Below are 16,194 nucleotides of genomic sequence, written 5' to 3' on the forward strand. Positions count from 1 at the left end.
CCGTTAAACCGCGGCAGCGCCGCCGACGATTTCCGAGATCTCTTGGGTGATCGCAGCCTGACGCGCCTTGTTGTAGACCAGCTGCAAATCGCTGATCAAATCACCGGCGTTGTCGGTAGCGTTCTTCATCGCGATCATCCGCGCAGCTTGTTCAGCCGCGTTGTTCTCGACCACCGCCTGGTAGACCTGCGACTCCACGTAACGGACCATCAAGCCGTCAAGCAGCTCTTTGGCGTCCGGTTCGTACAGATAATCCCAGTGGTGCTTGAGTCCTTGATCCGGGGTTGCCACCAGTGGAATCAACTGCTCCACGGTAGGCGTTTGCGTCATGGTGTTGATGAACTTGTTGGACACCACGGACAGGCGGTCAATACGGCCGTCCAGGTAGGCATCCAGCATCACCTTGACGCTGCCGATCAGGTCATTGATCGACGGCTCTTCACCCAGGTGGCTGATAGCTGCTACGACGTTACCGCCGAAGTTGCGGAAGAAAGCCGCACCCTTGCTACCAACAACACACAGATCAATCTCGACGCCGTTTTCGCGGTTTACCGCCATGTCCTTGACCAGAGCCTTGAACAGGTTGGTGTTCAAGCCACCACACAGACCACGGTCACTGCTCACCACGACATAACCAACACGCTTTACTTCACGGTCGATCATGAATGGGTGGCGATATTCCGGGTTAGCGTTGGCCAAATGGCCAATAACCTGGCGGATGCGCTCCGCGTAAGGACGGCTAGCAGCCATGCGCATTTGTGCCTTGCGCATTTTACTGACCGCCACTTTTTCCATGGCGCTGGTAATCTTTTGCGTGCTTTTGATGCTCGCAATCTTACTGCGAATCTCTTTTGCGCCTGCCATGTAACACCTATCAGGTTAGCAAGCGGGAGCCTTGCGGCTCCCGCTGCGGCTTACCAGGTTTGGGTGGCCTTGAACTTCTCGATACCGGCTTTCATGCCAGCGTCGATTTCGTCATTGAAGTCACCCTTCACGTTGATCTTCGCCATCAATTCGGCGTGATCGCGGTTGAAGAAAGCAATCAGCGCTTGTTCGAAGCTGCCGATCTTGGCGATTTCAACGTCAGTCAGGAACCCACGCTCAGCGGCATACAGCGACAGCGCCATGTCAGCGATCGACATTGGTGCGTATTGCTTCTGCTTCATCAGCTCGGTAACGCGCTGACCATGCTCAAGTTGCTTACGGGTCGCTTCGTCCAGGTCAGAAGCGAACTGGGCGAATGCAGCCAGTTCACGGTACTGAGCCAGAGCGGTACGGATACCACCGGAGAGCTTCTTGATGATCTTGGTCTGAGCGGCACCACCCACACGGGATACCGAAACACCGGCGTTCACAGCAGGACGGATCCCGGAGTTGAACATGGCCGATTCCAGGAAGATCTGACCGTCGGTGATGGAAATCACGTTGGTCGGAACGAACGCGGAAACGTCGCCAGCCTGGGTTTCGATGATCGGCAGTGCGGTCAGGGAACCGGTTTTGCCGGTCACTGCGCCGTTGGTGAACTTCTCTACGTATTCTTCCGAAACGCGGGATGCGCGCTCCAGCAGACGGGAGTGGAGATAGAACACGTCGCCTGGGTAAGCTTCACGGCCTGGTGGACGGCGCAGCAGCAGGGAAATCTGGCGGTAAGCCACTGCTTGCTTGGACAGATCGTCATAAACGATCAGCGCGTCTTCACCGCGGTCGCGGAAGTACTCACCCATGGTGCAACCGGAGTACGGTGCCAGGAATTGCAGTGCTGCAGATTCCGAAGCGCTCGCTGCCACGACGATGGTGTTAGCCAGTGCGCCGTTTTCTTCCAGCTTGCGAACCACGTTGGCGATGGTCGATTGTTTCTGACCGATCGCTACGTAGACGCAGAAAATGCCGCTGTTTTTCTGGTTGATGATCGCGTCGATCGCCAGAGCGGTTTTACCGATCTGACGGTCACCGATGATCAGCTCACGCTGGCCACGGCCGACAGGGATCATGGCATCGACAGCCTTGTAGCCAGTCTGTACAGGCTGGTCTACCGACTTACGCCAGATCACGCCTGGAGCAACTTTCTCGACCGCGTCGGTCTCGGTGTTGTTCAGCGGACCTTTGCCGTCAACTGGGTTACCCAGTGCGTCGACTACGCGACCCAGCAGTTCCTTACCAACCGGAACTTCGAGGATGCGGCCGGTGCACTTGGCGCTCATGCCTTCAGCCAGAGTCTGGTATGCGCCCAATACAACGGCACCTACAGAGTCTTGCTCCAGGTTGAGGGCCATACCGAAGACGCCGCCCGGAAACTCGATCATCTCGCCGTACATTACGTCGGCCAGACCGTGAATCCGCACGATACCGTCAGATACGCTGACGACAGTGCCTTCGTTACGGGCTTGGGAGGTCACATCGAGCTTGTCGATGCGGCCCTTGATAATTTCACTTATTTCGGAAGGATTGAGTTGCTGCATTGCTCTGCTGCCCCTTCAAACTCAAGATTTCAATGCTTCGGCAAGGCTCGCGAGTTTGCCGCGAACCGAGCCATCGATAACCAGGTCGCCGGCGCGGATGACAATGCCCCCAATAAGGGATTTGTCTTCCTCGACTTGCAGGCGCACTTCCCGGTTGAGTCGTGCACTGAGAACCTTGGCGAGTTTGTCTTGCTGTTCTTGGTTCAATGCAAAAGCACTGGTCACTTCAACGTCTACCGACTTCTCTTGTTCGGCCTTGTACAGGTCGAACAGAGCGGATATCTCCGGCAACAGCGGGAGACGGTCGTTTTCGGCAACGACGTTGATGAAGTTCTGTGCCTTGGCATCAAACTTGTCGCCGCACACGTCAATAAACGTGGCGGCCTTGTCTGCGCTCGTCAGTCGCGGGGCCTTGAGCACGCGCTGCATGGTGTCGTCTTGCGACACTGCTGCAGCCAGGCCGAGCATGGCTGACCAAGAGGCCAGTTGCTGGTGGGCCTGGGCGTGCTCGAAGGCTGCCTTAGCGTAAGGTCGGGCCAACGTGGTCAATTCTGCCATGATCGCCCTCGCTTAAATTTCAGCAGCCAGTTTGTTTACCAGCTCCGCGTGCGCGTTTTGATCGATTGTGGCACCCAGGATCTTCTCGGCGCCGCCAACGGCCAGTGCACCCAGTTGGGCACGCAGCGCGTCTTTGACACTGTTCAGTTCCTGCTCGATCTCGGCCTGAGCCTGAACCTTCACACGGTCAGCGTCGATACGGGCTTTTTCAACAGCCTCTTCAACAATCTGGTTACCGCGTTTCTTGGCTTGCTCAATGATTTCAGCTGCCTGAGCCTTAGCTTCGCGCAGTTGTTGACCCGCTTTATCTTGGGCCAACTCCAGGTCGCGAGCTGCTCGGGCGGCAGCGTCCAGTCCATCCGCGATCTTCTTCTGACGTTCGTGCAAAGCCGCGATGACCGGAGGCCACACGAACTTCATGCAAAACAGTACAAAAATGAAGAACGCAACGGACTGGCCAATCAGGGTTGCATTAATGTTCACGCCAACACCTCGCTCGTTCGTTGCACATCAAACCAATCACTCGAAGGTTCGAGTGATTAGCCAGCGAGTTGACCAACGAATGGGTTCGCGAAGGTGAAGAACAGAGCGATACCAACACCGATCATGGTTACGGCGTCGAGCAGACCGGCAACGATGAACATTTTAACTTGCAGCATTGGAACCATTTCTGGCTGACGCGCTGCGCCTTCCAGGAACTTGCCGCCCAACAGGCCGAAACCAATTGCGGTACCCAGTGCGCCCAGGCCGATCAACAGTGCAACAGCGATAGCGGTTAGACCAACTACAGTTTCCATCTTTCCTCCCGACTTTTACGTCGTATGGTTTAGGTTTTTTAGATTTTAAAGCGGTAAAACAAATCGTTTCATAGCCCTGTTCGGGCCCCCACCCGTTTGACCGGGTGGGACATCAGACTAGTCGAGACTGGCCTTAATGGTTCTCTTCGTGCGCCATCGAAAGGTAAACGATGGTCAGCATCATGAAGATAAACGCCTGCAGGGTGATGATCAGGATGTGGAACACAGCCCACGCCCACTGCAGAACTACGCCCAGGCCGCTAAGCCAGAGCAGACCGCTGCCGAACATCACAGCAATCAGAATGAAGACCAGCTCGCCGGCGTACATGTTGCCGAACAGACGCAGTGCCAGGGAGATTGGCTTGGCTACCAGCGTCACGAACTCCAGCAGGAAGTTCACCGGAATCAGCAGGGCCTGAACGAAGATGTTCTTGCTGCCGAACGGGTGCAGGGTCAGCTCGCCGACAAAGCCGCCGATGCCCTTGACCTTGATGCTGTAGAAAATGATCAACGCGAACACCGACAGGGCCATGCCCAGGGTAGCGTTCGGGTCAGTGGTCGATACGGCACGGAACGGAATGTGCGCATCACCAGTGATCAGGATGGCCAGCTGAGGAATCCAGTCGACCGGGATCAGGTCGACGGCGTTCATCAGGAAGACCCAGACGAAGATGGTCAGTGCCAGCGGTGCAATCACCGGGCTACGGCCATGGAAGCTGTCTTTCACGCTGCCATCGACGAATTCGACCAATACTTCAACGAAGTTCTGCAAAGCACCAGGCTGACCGGAAGTCGCTTTCTTTGCCGCCATGCGGAAAAGAAGAACGAAGATCAGACCCAAAGCGACCGACCAGCCGAGGGTATCGACGTGGAAAGCCCAGAAGCCCATTTCTTTGGCTTCTGCTGCGGTGTGGGCAAAACCCCACCCGCCGGTTGGGTGCTGACCGAAGGTCAGGTTCTGCAAGTGGTGCTGGATATAGCCCGAAGCGGTTGTTTCTGCCATGGTTGCCTCAAACGCCCTAAGGTCTCGAAAGTCTTGTTCTCATCAGCAGGGGCGCGAACCAGCTGACCAGTTGGGTCAACACGAAGACGCCGAATACAGCTAGCGGCGCCAATGGCTTCACACCTGCAAACGTCAATGCAAAAAGCACTGCCGTCAAAATCAGTTTGCCCGCCTCGCCGGCATAAAAAGACCGGACGATGGCTTGAGCTGCTCGGGCGCCGGAAAACCGAAATGCCCTGTGAGCGAAATAAACATTGGGTAGCAAGGCTATCAGGCCTCCGCAGAGTCCTGAGTACCCGGCAACGACTCCGTGCCATTGCCACAGCGCCAAAGCGGCGATCAGCAACACGACAAACTGAGCCATCAACACCGGAAAAACTGCCAGGCGATGGAACGGCAAGCGGTTTGGCGTGCGGGTTTCCATCACTAATACTCCCCAATGGTCGGCTGCCAGAATTCAATAACTTGGCATAATTTGTGCCGACAAAATGCGCGCAGAGTATAGGGGCGGTTCTGCCCCTATTCAACTGTCAGGTAGTGATTTCCGACTGCACGCTACATGAGGAAATGTTTCAGCGAATGTGTGCGAGCACACCCTGAAGCTCATCGAGGGAGTTGTAACCAATTACCAACTGCCCTTTCCCCTTCTTTCCGTGTCGGATCTGCACCGCAGAGCCTAGGCGCTCAGCCAGACGCTGCTCGAGTCGGGCGATATCCGGGTCCGGTTTTACCGGTTCGGCAGGCTCCTGTTTGCCACTCAACCACTGGCGAACCAGTGCCTCAGTCTGGCGCACAGTCAGCCCCCGTGCGACAACATGTCGCGCCCCTTCAACCTGTTGATTCTCCGGCAAACCAAGCAAAGCACGGGCATGACCCATTTCCAGGTCACCGTGCGACAGCATGGTCTTGATAACTTCCGGCAATGCGATCAAGCGTAGCAGGTTGGCCACAGTCACGCGGGATTTGCCCACCGCTTCGGCCACTTGTTGCTGAGTCAGCTGGAATTCCTGCTGCAAACGCTGCAAGGCCACCGCTTCTTCGATCGGATTGAGGTCTTCGCGCTGGATGTTCTCGATCAGCGCCATGGCGATGGCGGTTTCATCCGGCACATCGCGCACCATCGCCGGGATGGTTTCCTGGCCAGCCTGCTGGCTCGCACGCCAGCGACGTTCGCCGGCGATGATTTCGAAGCGGCCGCTGCCGATCGGGCGAACCACAATCGGCTGCATCACGCCCTGGGCCTTGATCGATTGCGCCAGTTCTTCCAGCGCTTGCGGGTCCATGTCCCGACGCGGCTGGTACTTGCCGCGCTGGATCAGGTCCAGGGGCAAATGCTGCAGCTCACGCTGATCGGCTTGTACAGCCTGCTCTTCCAGCGAGCTGACAGTCGGACCGCTCAGCAGTGCATCCAGTCCACGTCCGAGACCTCGTTTCTTGACGGCCATGGGGATTCCTTAAGTTGCCTGAGCAGCGGCAGTGCGTGAGTTTTTGCGCTGACGGCGAACCATCTCGCCGGCAAGTGCCAGATAGGCAATGGCGCCCCGCGAAGTCTTGTCGTAAGCCAGCGCCGGCATGCCGTAGCTTGGCGCTTCGGCCAGGCGGATGTTACGCGGGATAACCGTGTCGTAGAGCTGCTCGCCGAAGTGTTCTTTCAACTGCGCCGACACGTCGTTCATCAGGCTCAGGCGCGGGTCATACATCGTGCGCAACAGGCCTTCGACTTTCAGGTTCGGGTTCAGCAGTTCAGCGATGCGCTTGATGTTATCCACAAGGTCGCTCAGGCCTTCGAGCGCAAAGTACTCGCACTGCATGGGGATAATTACCCCGTCAGCGGCGACCAAAGCGTTCAGCGTGAGCATCGACAGCGACGGCGGGCAGTCGATCAAAATGTAATCGTAGTTTTCACGGATCGGCGCCAGCGCGCTGCGCAGGCGGCTTTCCTTCATCTGCATTTCCAGCAGAACCACTTCGGCCGCGGTCAGGTCGCGGTTGGCCGGCAACAGCTGGTAACCACCGTGCTCGGAGAAGTGCATGGCCTGGGCCAGATCGCATTCGCCGATCAGCAAGTCGTAGACCGAGTTTTCCAGGCCGTGTTTATCCACACCGCTACCCATGGTGGCGTTGCCCTGTGGATCGAGATCGATCAACAGCACCCGGCGCTTGGTAGCAACCAGGGAAGCTGCGAGGTTGATGCAGGTGGTGGTTTTACCCACACCACCCTTTTGGTTCGCTATCGCGAATACCTTAGCCATTCTTGCTTGTGTTCCCAATCATGCCGTGCGGCGCAGTATCAGCAGATGGCGTTGGCCTTGGCAACCAGGTACGGCCAGGGCGTGTTCGCTATCGAGGTGGAAGTCTGCCGGCAATGCTACCAGCTCATCGGCCGGATGAACGCCCTTCATTGCCAGCCAACGTGTATCGGCATCGCCAAGGTGGCGCGTCCAGTTGCTGAAGTTCTCCATGCTGCTGAACGCCCGGGAAATGATCCCGTTGAAAGGCTGTGCAGGCTGGAAGGCTTCGACGCGACTGTGGATAACTTGCAGGTTATCCAGTTTGAGTTCGAGTTTGACCTGGGTCAGGAAGCGGGTTTTCTTGCCGTTGCTGTCCAGGCAGGTCACTTGGGACTCTGGAAACAGGATGGCAAGTGGAATGCCCGGCATGCCGCCGCCACTGCCAACGTCCAGCCAGCGACCGTTTTCGATGAACGACATCACGCTCAAACTATCGAGCAGGTGACGCGAGACCATTTCGTCCGGATCGCGCACGGCGGTCAGGTTGTAGGCCTTGTTCCATTTGATCAACAGGGCCAGATAACCCAACAACTGCGCGTGTTGGGTTTCGGTCAATGTGACACCGAGCTGGCGAGCACCTGTGGATAACTCTTCGGCGTGTTGCGAGGTGACCAACGAACTCAAGCGCTTTGCTCCAACTGACGGCCAGCGCCGCGTTTTTTCAAATGAATCATCAACAGCGAAATGGCTGCCGGTGTAACACCCGGAATGCGTGACGCCTGGCCCAGTGTTTCTGGACGGGTCGCACCGAGCTTGCTCTGGATCTCTTTGGAGAGACCGGAAATGTTCGTGTAATCGATATCCACAGGCAGTTTCGTGTCTTCGCTCGCCCGCAGACGTGCGATTTCATCTTGCTGACGATCGATATAACCGGCGTATTTGGTCTTGATTTCGACCTGTTCGGCGACTTGTGGATCTTCTGCGCCCCCGCCAGTCACAGCGATCAGACCAGCGTAGTCGATTTCCGGACGGCTCAAGAGGTTGAGCAGGTTGTATTCGTGAGTCAGCGGCGTGCCGAATTTCTCGGAAATCGCATCGCCCTGCTCGGTGCCCGGGCGAACCCAGGTACTTTTCAGGCGCTGCTCTTCCAGCGTGATGCTTTCGCGTTTGGTGCAGAACGCCGCCCAGCGCGCGTCATCCACCAGACCCAGCTCGCGACCTTTTTCGGTCAGGCGCAGGTCCGCGTTGTCTTCACGCAAGATCAGACGGTACTCGGCGCGGGATGTGAACATCCGGTACGGCTCTTGAGTTCCAAGGGTAATCAGGTCGTCAACCAACACGCCGATGTACGCCTCGTCGCGACGCGGGCACCAGGCGTCTTTGCCTTGCGCACGCAGTGCAGCGTTGGCCCCGGCCAGCAAACCCTGGGCGCCGGCTTCTTCGTATCCGGTGGTGCCATTGATTTGTCCGGCGAAAAACAGACCGCCGATAACTTTGGTTTCCAGGCTGTACTTCAGGTCACGCGGGTCGAAGTAGTCGTACTCGATGGCGTAGCCCGGACGCACGATGTGCGCGTTTTCCATGCCGCGAATCGATTGCACGATCTGCAATTGCACGTCGAACGGCAGGGATGTGGATATCCCGTTCGGGTACAGCTCGTGAGTGGTCAAACCTTCCGGTTCGATGAAGACCTGGTGGCTTTCCTTGTCGGCAAAGCGGTGGATCTTGTCTTCGATCGACGGGCAGTAACGCGGGCCGATACCTTCGATCAACCCTGCATCGGAATACATCGGCGAACGGTCGAGGTTCGCTGCGATGATTTCGTGGGTCCGGGCGTTGGTGTGGGTAATCCAGCAGCTGACCTGTTTCGGATGCTGCTCTTTGGAACCCATGAACGACATCACCGGGATCGGCGTATCACCGGCTTGCTCGGTCATCACCGAGAAATCCACAGACCGACCGTCGATACGCGGCGGTGTACCGGTTTTCAATCGGCCAACACGCAGTGGCAATTCGCGCAGACGGCGAGCCAGGGCGATCGACGGCGGATCACCGGCACGACCACCGGAATAATTCTGCATTCCGATGTGGATAAGTCCACCGAGGAAGGTGCCAGTGGTCAACACCACGGAGTCGGCGAAGAAACGCAGGCCCATTTGGGTGACAACACCGCGCACTTGTTCCTGTTCAACGATCAGGTCATCAGCGGCTTGTTGAAATATCCACAGGTTCGGCTGGTTTTCCAATGCTTCGCGGACAGCGGCCTTGTACAGAACCCGGTCTGCCTGGGCGCGGGTTGCACGCACGGCCGGGCCTTTGCGGCTGTTCAACACGCGAAACTGAATGCCGCCTTTATCGGTAGCCATGGCCATCGCGCCGCCGAGGGCATCGATTTCTTTTACCAGGTGGCTTTTGCCGATCCCGCCAATGGCCGGGTTGCAACTCATGGCACCGAGGGTTTCCACGTTATGCGTCAGCAACAGGGTTTTTGCCCCCATACGTGCTGAGGCCAGTGCTGCCTCGGTACCGGCATGACCGCCGCCGATGACGATCACTTCAAAACGGGAAGGGAAATCCACCACGCACCTCGTGCCTGCTTAAGTAGGTAATTCAGGAATAGTTTGAGCTCAGGTTTTTGGACCTGGTCGACAAGTATAGGGACTTCGCCCTTCCTAAAGAACCCTTTGCACAAAATTTAACCAGCTGTGGAGAAGTCGGGGTTATAGAAATTAAAAAGAAAGAAATTTATTAAATCTTTGTTTTTATGTTTATTTCTACTGAGCACCATTTCTGTGGATAGATTCGTACAGCCCTTTGTTTTCAATATGTACAGAGAATCAAAACCCTGTGGTCATGTGCCAATGAGGCCCTTGGATAACCGGTGTAAGCCTGTGGATGAAAGGGGTGGTTATCCACAGAGGCGGTTATCTTCAGTTTTGAGGCCCTGTTATCAACTGCCCTTAGCGGCAGTTATTCACAGGGCTTAATCCACAGAAAAGCAGCGATTGATCAAATCCCGGGCGCAGAAAATCCGCCCGGGCAGAAAGAATCTGCTCGGCACTGGAGGCAATTCAGGAAAAGGGGTGAGAACAGACAGGCGCGAATGGCCTGTCTGTGGACAACGATAGGGCTATTTGCCGATACAGAAACTGGAAAAGATCCGTCCCAGCAGGTCGTCGGAGCTGAATGCACCGGTGATCTCGCCCAAGGCATGTTGAGCCTGGCGCAAATCTTCGGCCAGTAGCTCGCCGGCACCCGCCAGAGTCAGCTGCGCACGGCCGTGCTCGAGGGATGCACTGGCATGACGCAACGCCTCAAGGTGACGCCTGCGAGCACTGAAGCTGCTTTCCGACGTCTGTTCATAACCCATGCAGGCCTTGAGATGATCACGCAGCAGTTCCAGGCCTTCGCCGGCCGACTTGGCACTCAGACTGATGGTCACATGGCCATCCTCACTGACTTCCAGGGCAATCGCTTCGCCCGTAAGGTCGGCCTTGTTACGGATCAACGTGACTTTTGCCGGACCCGGGCGGGTTTCCAGGAACTCTGGCCACAACGCGAACGGATCAAGCGCTTCCGGTGCGGTGGCATCGACCACCAACAGCACTCGATCAGCTTCGCTAATGGCTTTCAACGCCCGTTCAACACCAATTTTTTCCACATGGTCATCGGTATCTCGCAGACCAGCGGTATCTACCACGTGAAGCGGCATGCCATCGATGTGGATATGTTCGCGCAAAATGTCACGGGTGGTGCCGGCAATCTCGGTCACGATCGCTGCTTCACGACCCGCCAGTGCGTTGAGCAAACTGGATTTACCGGCATTTGGCCGACCGGCGATCACCACCGTCATGCCGTCACGCAGCAACGCACCCTGCCCGGCTTCGCGCAGCACGGTGGATAACTCTTCCCTGACTTTGTCGAGCATGCTCAGTACATGGCCATCGGCAAGGAAGTCGATTTCTTCTTCCGGGAAGTCGATGGCCGCTTCTACGTAAATCCGCAGGCCGATCAGTTGCTCGGTGAGGTTATGCACACGATCGGAAAATGCCCCCTGCAAGGAGCGCAATGCATTGCGGGCGGCCTGTGCAGAACTGGCCTCGATCAGGTCGGCGATTGCTTCGGCCTGTGCCAGATCGAGTTTGTCATTGAGGAACGCACGCTCACTGAATTCACCTGGTCGTGCCAGACGGCACCCCAGTTCAAGGCATCGCTTGAGCAGCATGTCGAGAACAATCGGGCCGCCATGACCCTGGAGTTCCAGCACATCTTCGCCGGTGAACGAGTTCGGGCCCGGAAAATACAAGGCAATGCCCTGGTCCAGCACCTCTTCGTTTTGATCGAAAAACGGGCCGTAGTGGGCGAATCGCGGCTTGAGTTCACGACCGCTGAAGGCCTTGGCCGCAACGCTCGCCAGCGGCCCGGAAATACGGACGATGCCTACGCCGCCACGACCTTGAGCGGTGGCGACGGCGGCGATGGTTTCACGAGGAGCGCTCATAAACCGGTATCCAGACAAAAGTGACAGATAGCAAAACGCCCCACTAGGGGGCGTTTTGAGTGGTTATCCACAGTGTAAATCAGGCAGCTGCTTTAGTAGCCGCTTCGATTTTACGAGTGATGTACCACTGTTGGGCGATGGACAGGCAGTTGTTCACTACCCAGTACAGCACCAGACCAGCCGGGAACCACAGGAAGAAGAAGGTGAAGATGATTGGCATCAGCTTCATCACCTTGGCCTGCATCGGATCCGGAGGAGTCGGGTTCAACTGCTGCTGGATGAACATGGTTGCACCCATGATGATCGGCAGAATGAAGAACGGATCCTTGATCGACAGGTCAGTAATCCACAGCATGAACGGCGCTTGGCGCATTTCAACGCTTTCCAGCAGAACCCAGTACAGCGAGAGGAAAACCGGCATCTGCACGAGGATTGGCAAGCAACCACCCAGCGGATTGATCTTCTCTTTCTTGTACAGCTCCATCATGGCTTGCGACATTTTCTGCCGGTCATCGCCATGTTGCTCTTTCAGCGCGGCCAGTTTCGGTGCCACTGCGCGCATGCGGGCCATGGATTTGTAGCTGGCTGCCGACAGCGGGAAGAAAATCCCTTTGATCAGCATGGTCAGGAAGATGATCGACCAGCCCCAGTTACCGACCAGCGCGTGGATGTGTTGCAGCAGCCAGAAGATTGGCTGGGCAATGAACCACAGAATGCCGTAGTCGACGGTCAGTTCCAGACCTGGGGACAACTCTTTCAGCACAGCCTGGCTTTTCGGACCGGCGTACAGAACAGCGCTGGTTTCGGCTTTCGCACCTGGCGCAACAGTCATTGCCGGGGCGGTGTAGCCGATGATGTAGTTGCCTTTGCTGTCTTTACGGGTCTGGACGACGTTGTTTTCGCCCTTCGCCGGAATCCATGCGGTCACGAAGTAGTGTTGCAACCAGGCAACCCAACCACCGTTCACGGTTTCTTTCAGCTGAGCCTTGTCCATGTCCTTCATCGACACTTTCTTGTACGGCTCGTTACTTGTCCACAGGGCGGCGCCCAGGTAAGTCGCGGTGCCGGTGGCAGTGCTGGAAGAAGGATCGGAGCTGGCGTCGCGCTTCAGTTGGGCGAACATCGCGCCCGACCAAGGCTTGGCGCTTTCGTTGTCGATCACGTAGGAAACGGTTACGTCGTACAGGCCACGTTTCAGTGTGAAACGCTTGATGTAGTTGACGCCGTCCTTGCTGAACTTCAGGTCTACGACCAATTGGTCCTGACCGTCAGCCAGTTGGTAGATCTTCTTCTCGGAGGAGTAAACCGGACGACCGGCAGGACTTGCGTCCGGACCATCGGTACCGATCAAACCGCTTTGAGCCAGATAAGTCCGCTCGTTGCCGTTATCGAACAACTGGAATGGAATTTCCGGATGGTCCTGGCGACGTGGATACAGCGGCAGCGTCAACTGTGCAACATCGCCACCTTGTGGATCGATAGCCAGGTTGAGCACATCCGTTTTGATCTGGATGAGGTCTTTGCTTGCAGCTACTGGTGTTTCAGCAGGTGCAGTGGCACTGGTATCGCTTGCGGCGCGCGGAATGTCGTCACTGACAGAAGCATTATTGCCAGTCGCCGTATCCGGTAGGCCCGGTGCGGAAGTACTGGAAGCAACATTCTGAGTCGGCAGGGCAGCCTGGCCATAGTCCTGGTTCCATTTAAGAACCATAACGTAGGACACGATTGCCAGGGCGACGATCAGGATCGTGCGTTTGATATCCATGATTACTCGGCCATCGAAGAAGAACGGGAGGTAGGGATAGGTGGAACCGGGTCATAACCACCGGGATTCCACGGATGACAGCGACCTAAACGACGAAAGGTCAGCCAGCCACCGCGCAGAAGGCCATGATTTTCTATGGCTTCTAACGCGTAGCAGGAACAACTGGGGTAGAAACGACAGTGACTGGCCATCAGAGGACTAATGGCATAGCGATAAAACTGGATCGGAACGAGTGCCAGTTTACGCATCGGGACTGTCTACCCCTACAGTTTCGGTTTTGACTGCTGGTACCGGCGTGCTGCGTGCCAGACGCTTCCAGAGTTTGCCGAAATGCTGAATCAATTCGGGGTTTTCTACGTCACCCAAACCTTTGCGCGCGACGATAACGATATCCCAGCCGACCAGTGAATCCTGGTTCAGACGGAACGATTCGCGCATCAGACGTTTGAGGCGATTGCGCTCGACGGAGAGCTTTACGCTCTTTTTCCCGATAACCAGCCCGAGACGGGGGTGATCAAGATCGTTGTTGCGCGCAAGGAGCAGGAGATTTTTCCCCGGAACCTTGCCGGTAGGGGAGTCAAAGACTGCCTTGAAATGCCGGGGAGTAAGCAGACGCTTTTCCCGACTGAAGTCCTGACTCACCTCCAGTGCCGGCTTATCAAACTGCCAGACGCGCACGACCTTTGGCGCGACGACGCGACAGAACGGCACGACCGTTCTTGGTAGCCATGCGAGCACGGAAACCGTGGGTACGAGCGCGTTTGATAGTGCTTGGTTGGAAAGTACGTTTCATTGTCGTGTTACCTGGTTCGTCCACAACGGGCCGGAATGGCCCCCGTTTTAAGAGACCGGGGATTCTAGAGAAAGCAAGCCTCTAGGTCAATTTCCAACCAACGTTTCCTTATAAATAGATCTCCAGACGTTTTGCTCGTCTTCACCTCCAGCCAAATATAAAAATAAAGAAGGAAAGTATTTAAAGCTTTTCTGTAAAGCTTATAAAAGCTAGGACACCGATCATCTGTGGATAACTACCTTCAGGCCTTCTATCCCGTGATGTACAGAGAATGACAACTACGGTGGAAAACGGTGGTCAGCCTGTGCTGCGCTGTCGGATAAGCTGTGTGTGAAAGGGGCTGTTATCCACAGGCAGGTTATCCACCGAGTTTCGCCCCCACTTGTGCAACGACCTCAAGGGCGGTTATCCACAGACCTTATGCACAGACCACTGGTCGTCTTTTTTACCTATAAAACGTTGATTCTTCTTGGTCAGTAACCCACCTACGTGTGGATAAGTCGGCGTCTGGTCGCTACAATGGCCGCTTGTTTTTGCCTCACCGGCTTTCAACTTAGGGGATATCCGTGTCAGTGGAACTTTGGCAGCAGTGCGTGGAGCTTTTGCGCGATGAGCTGCCTGCCCAACAATTCAACACTTGGATCCGTCCACTACAGGTCGAAGCCGAAGGCGACGAGTTGCGTGTCTACGCGCCGAATCGTTTTGTTCTCGACTGGGTCAACGAAAAGTACCTGGGCCGCGTCCTTGAACTGCTGGATGAGCATGGCAATGGCATGGCGCCGGCGCTTTCCTTATTAATAGGCAGCAAACGCAGTTCGGCGCCACGGGCTGCCCCGAATGCTCCACTGGCTGCCGCTGCGTCTCAGGCACAGGCGGCTCAAGCGCCTGTCAGTGCGCCGGCACCTGCCCCGACGGCCACACCGACCAAGCGTTCGACCCAGAAAGTTGCCGAAGTCAGTGAAGAGCCATCGCGCGACAGCTTCGATCCGATGGCCGGCGCCAGTTCTCAACAGGCCCCGGTGCGTTCCGAGCAGCGCACGGTGCAGGTCGAAGGTGCGCTCAAGCACACCAGTTACCTGAACCGCACTTTCACCTTCGAGAACTTCGTCGAAGGTAAGTCCAACCAACTGGCCCGGGCTGCGGCCTGGCAGGTGGCGGACAACCCCAAGCACGGTTACAACCCGCTCTTCCTTTATGGCGGTGTTGGCTTGGGTAAAACTCACTTGATGCACGCTGTGGGTAACCATCTATTAAAGAAGAACCCGAATGCCAAGGTCGTGTACCTGCATTCGGAGCGTTTCGTGGCCGATATGGTCAAGGCTCTGCAACTGAACGCGATCAACGAGTTCAAGCGCTTCTACCGTTCGGTGGACGCATTGCTGATCGATGACATTCAGTTCTTCGCCCGCAAGGAACGTTCGCAGGAAGAGTTTTTCCACACCTTCAACGCCCTGCTCGAAGGTGGCCAGCAGGTCATTCTCACCAGTGACCGCTACCCTAAAGAAATCGAAGGCCTTGAAGAGCGCCTCAAATCCCGCTTCGGCTGGGGCCTGACGGTAGCCGTCGAGCCGCCGGAGCTGGAAACCCGTGTCGCGATCCTGATGAAAAAGGCCGACCAGGCCAAAGTCGATCTGCCCCACGACGCGGCGTTCTTCATCGCCCAACGTATTCGCTCCAACGTCCGTGAGCTGGAAGGTGCGCTTAAACGCGTAATCGCCCACTCGCACTTCATGGGCCGCGATATCACCATCGAGCTGATTCGCGAATCCCTGAAAGATCTGTTGGCGCTGCAAGACAAACTGGTCTCTGTGGATAACATTCAGCGCACTGTCGCTGAGTACTACAAAATCAAGATTTCCGACCTGCTGTCCAAGCGTCGTTCACGCTCGGTCGCTCGTCCGCGTCAGGTTGCCATGGCGTTGTCCAAAGAGTTGACTAACCACAGCCTGCCGGAAATCGGCGATGTGTTTGGCGGCCGCGACCACACGACTGTTTTGCACGCCTGCCGCAAGATCAACGAACTTAAGGAATCCGACGCGGACATCCGCGAGGACTACAAGAACCTGCTGCGTACTCTGACAACTTGA

Annotated in this window: 17 protein-coding genes; 1 reads left to right on the plus strand and 16 read right to left on the minus strand. The window is 56.4% G+C overall.

Annotated features, from left to right (window positions below):
- Positions 1-3 precede the first annotated feature (3 nt).
- The 16 genes from atpG to rpmH form a co-directional block, all read right to left on the minus strand.
- Positions 4-864 carry a F0F1 ATP synthase subunit gamma gene (atpG, locus tag KGB25_RS02545; RefSeq protein WP_008027528.1) on the minus strand — a complete coding sequence of 287 codons (861 nt, stop codon included), beginning with the start codon at positions 862-864 and terminating at the stop codon, positions 4-6.
- Between the two features lie 50 nt (positions 865-914).
- Complete coding sequence (gene atpA, locus KGB25_RS02550; protein WP_008027530.1) at positions 915-2,459, minus strand: F0F1 ATP synthase subunit alpha; 1,545 nt, start codon at positions 2,457-2,459, stop codon at positions 915-917.
- Positions 2,460-2,480: 21 nt separating this feature from the next.
- A complete protein-coding gene (locus KGB25_RS02555) occupies positions 2,481-3,017 on the minus strand; it encodes a F0F1 ATP synthase subunit delta (RefSeq protein WP_008027533.1) in 537 nt (178 codons plus the stop codon).
- A 12-nt stretch (positions 3,018-3,029) separates the two neighbouring features.
- Positions 3,030-3,500 carry a F0F1 ATP synthase subunit B gene (locus KGB25_RS02560; RefSeq protein WP_008027535.1) on the minus strand — a complete coding sequence of 157 codons (471 nt, stop codon included), beginning with the start codon at positions 3,498-3,500 and terminating at the stop codon, positions 3,030-3,032.
- Positions 3,501-3,556: 56 nt separating this feature from the next.
- The gene (atpE, locus tag KGB25_RS02565) at positions 3,557-3,814 is read right to left on the minus strand and encodes a F0F1 ATP synthase subunit C (protein ID WP_002555987.1); all 258 of its coding nucleotides are present in this window, start codon (positions 3,812-3,814) and stop codon (positions 3,557-3,559) included.
- Positions 3,815-3,947: 133 nt separating this feature from the next.
- A complete protein-coding gene (atpB, locus tag KGB25_RS02570; protein ID WP_008027537.1) occupies positions 3,948-4,817 on the minus strand; it encodes a F0F1 ATP synthase subunit A in 870 nt (289 codons plus the stop codon).
- Between the two features lie 16 nt (positions 4,818-4,833).
- Positions 4,834-5,241 (minus strand): F0F1 ATP synthase subunit I, encoded by a 408-nt coding sequence (locus KGB25_RS02575; protein ID WP_008027539.1) that lies wholly within the window; start codon positions 5,239-5,241, stop codon positions 4,834-4,836.
- 148 nt (positions 5,242-5,389) lie between these two features.
- On the minus strand, positions 5,390-6,262 hold the full coding sequence (locus KGB25_RS02580; protein ID WP_008027541.1) for a ParB/RepB/Spo0J family partition protein: 873 nt from the start codon (positions 6,260-6,262) through the stop codon (positions 5,390-5,392).
- A gap of 9 nt (positions 6,263-6,271) precedes the next feature.
- Positions 6,272-7,069 carry a ParA family protein gene (locus tag KGB25_RS02585; RefSeq protein ID WP_008027543.1) on the minus strand — a complete coding sequence of 266 codons (798 nt, stop codon included), beginning with the start codon at positions 7,067-7,069 and terminating at the stop codon, positions 6,272-6,274.
- 18 nt (positions 7,070-7,087) lie between these two features.
- Positions 7,088-7,732 (minus strand): 16S rRNA (guanine(527)-N(7))-methyltransferase RsmG, encoded by a 645-nt coding sequence (rsmG, locus tag KGB25_RS02590; RefSeq protein WP_007948096.1) that lies wholly within the window; start codon positions 7,730-7,732, stop codon positions 7,088-7,090.
- Positions 7,729-9,627, minus strand: a complete 1,899-nt coding sequence (gene mnmG / locus KGB25_RS02595; protein ID WP_008027545.1) for a tRNA uridine-5-carboxymethylaminomethyl(34) synthesis enzyme MnmG — start codon at positions 9,625-9,627, stop codon at positions 7,729-7,731. Before mnmG ends, rsmG begins: the two co-directional genes overlap by 4 nt.
- A gap of 551 nt (positions 9,628-10,178) precedes the next feature.
- Positions 10,179-11,549, minus strand: coding sequence for a tRNA uridine-5-carboxymethylaminomethyl(34) synthesis GTPase MnmE (mnmE, locus tag KGB25_RS02600; protein WP_223434176.1), 1,371 nt, complete (start codon positions 11,547-11,549; stop codon positions 10,179-10,181).
- A gap of 79 nt (positions 11,550-11,628) precedes the next feature.
- Positions 11,629-13,314 (minus strand): membrane protein insertase YidC, encoded by a 1,686-nt coding sequence (gene yidC, locus KGB25_RS02605; RefSeq protein WP_008041448.1) that lies wholly within the window; start codon positions 13,312-13,314, stop codon positions 11,629-11,631.
- Between the two features lie 2 nt (positions 13,315-13,316).
- A complete protein-coding gene (gene yidD, locus KGB25_RS02610; RefSeq protein WP_010207715.1) occupies positions 13,317-13,562 on the minus strand; it encodes a membrane protein insertion efficiency factor YidD in 246 nt (81 codons plus the stop codon).
- Entirely contained in the window at positions 13,555-13,956 is a 402-nt protein-coding gene (gene rnpA, locus KGB25_RS02615) for a ribonuclease P protein component (RefSeq protein WP_028620331.1), read from the minus strand. The genes yidD and rnpA overlap by 8 nt, the downstream gene beginning before the upstream one ends.
- A 16-nt stretch (positions 13,957-13,972) precedes the next feature.
- Positions 13,973-14,107: a 50S ribosomal protein L34 gene (gene rpmH, locus KGB25_RS02620; RefSeq protein ID WP_003213577.1), complete on the minus strand. Its 135-nt coding sequence runs from the start codon at positions 14,105-14,107 to the stop codon at positions 13,973-13,975.
- 566 nt (positions 14,108-14,673) lie between these two features.
- On the opposite strand from rpmH, the gene dnaA reads away from it, so the two are divergent.
- Complete coding sequence (dnaA, locus tag KGB25_RS02625; protein ID WP_008027554.1) at positions 14,674-16,194, plus strand: chromosomal replication initiator protein DnaA; 1,521 nt, start codon at positions 14,674-14,676, stop codon at positions 16,192-16,194.

It is taken from the genome of Pseudomonas sp. BF-RE-21, assembly GCF_019947305.1.
GTDB classification, from domain to species: Bacteria; Pseudomonadota; Gammaproteobacteria; order Pseudomonadales; family Pseudomonadaceae; genus Aquipseudomonas; species Aquipseudomonas migulae.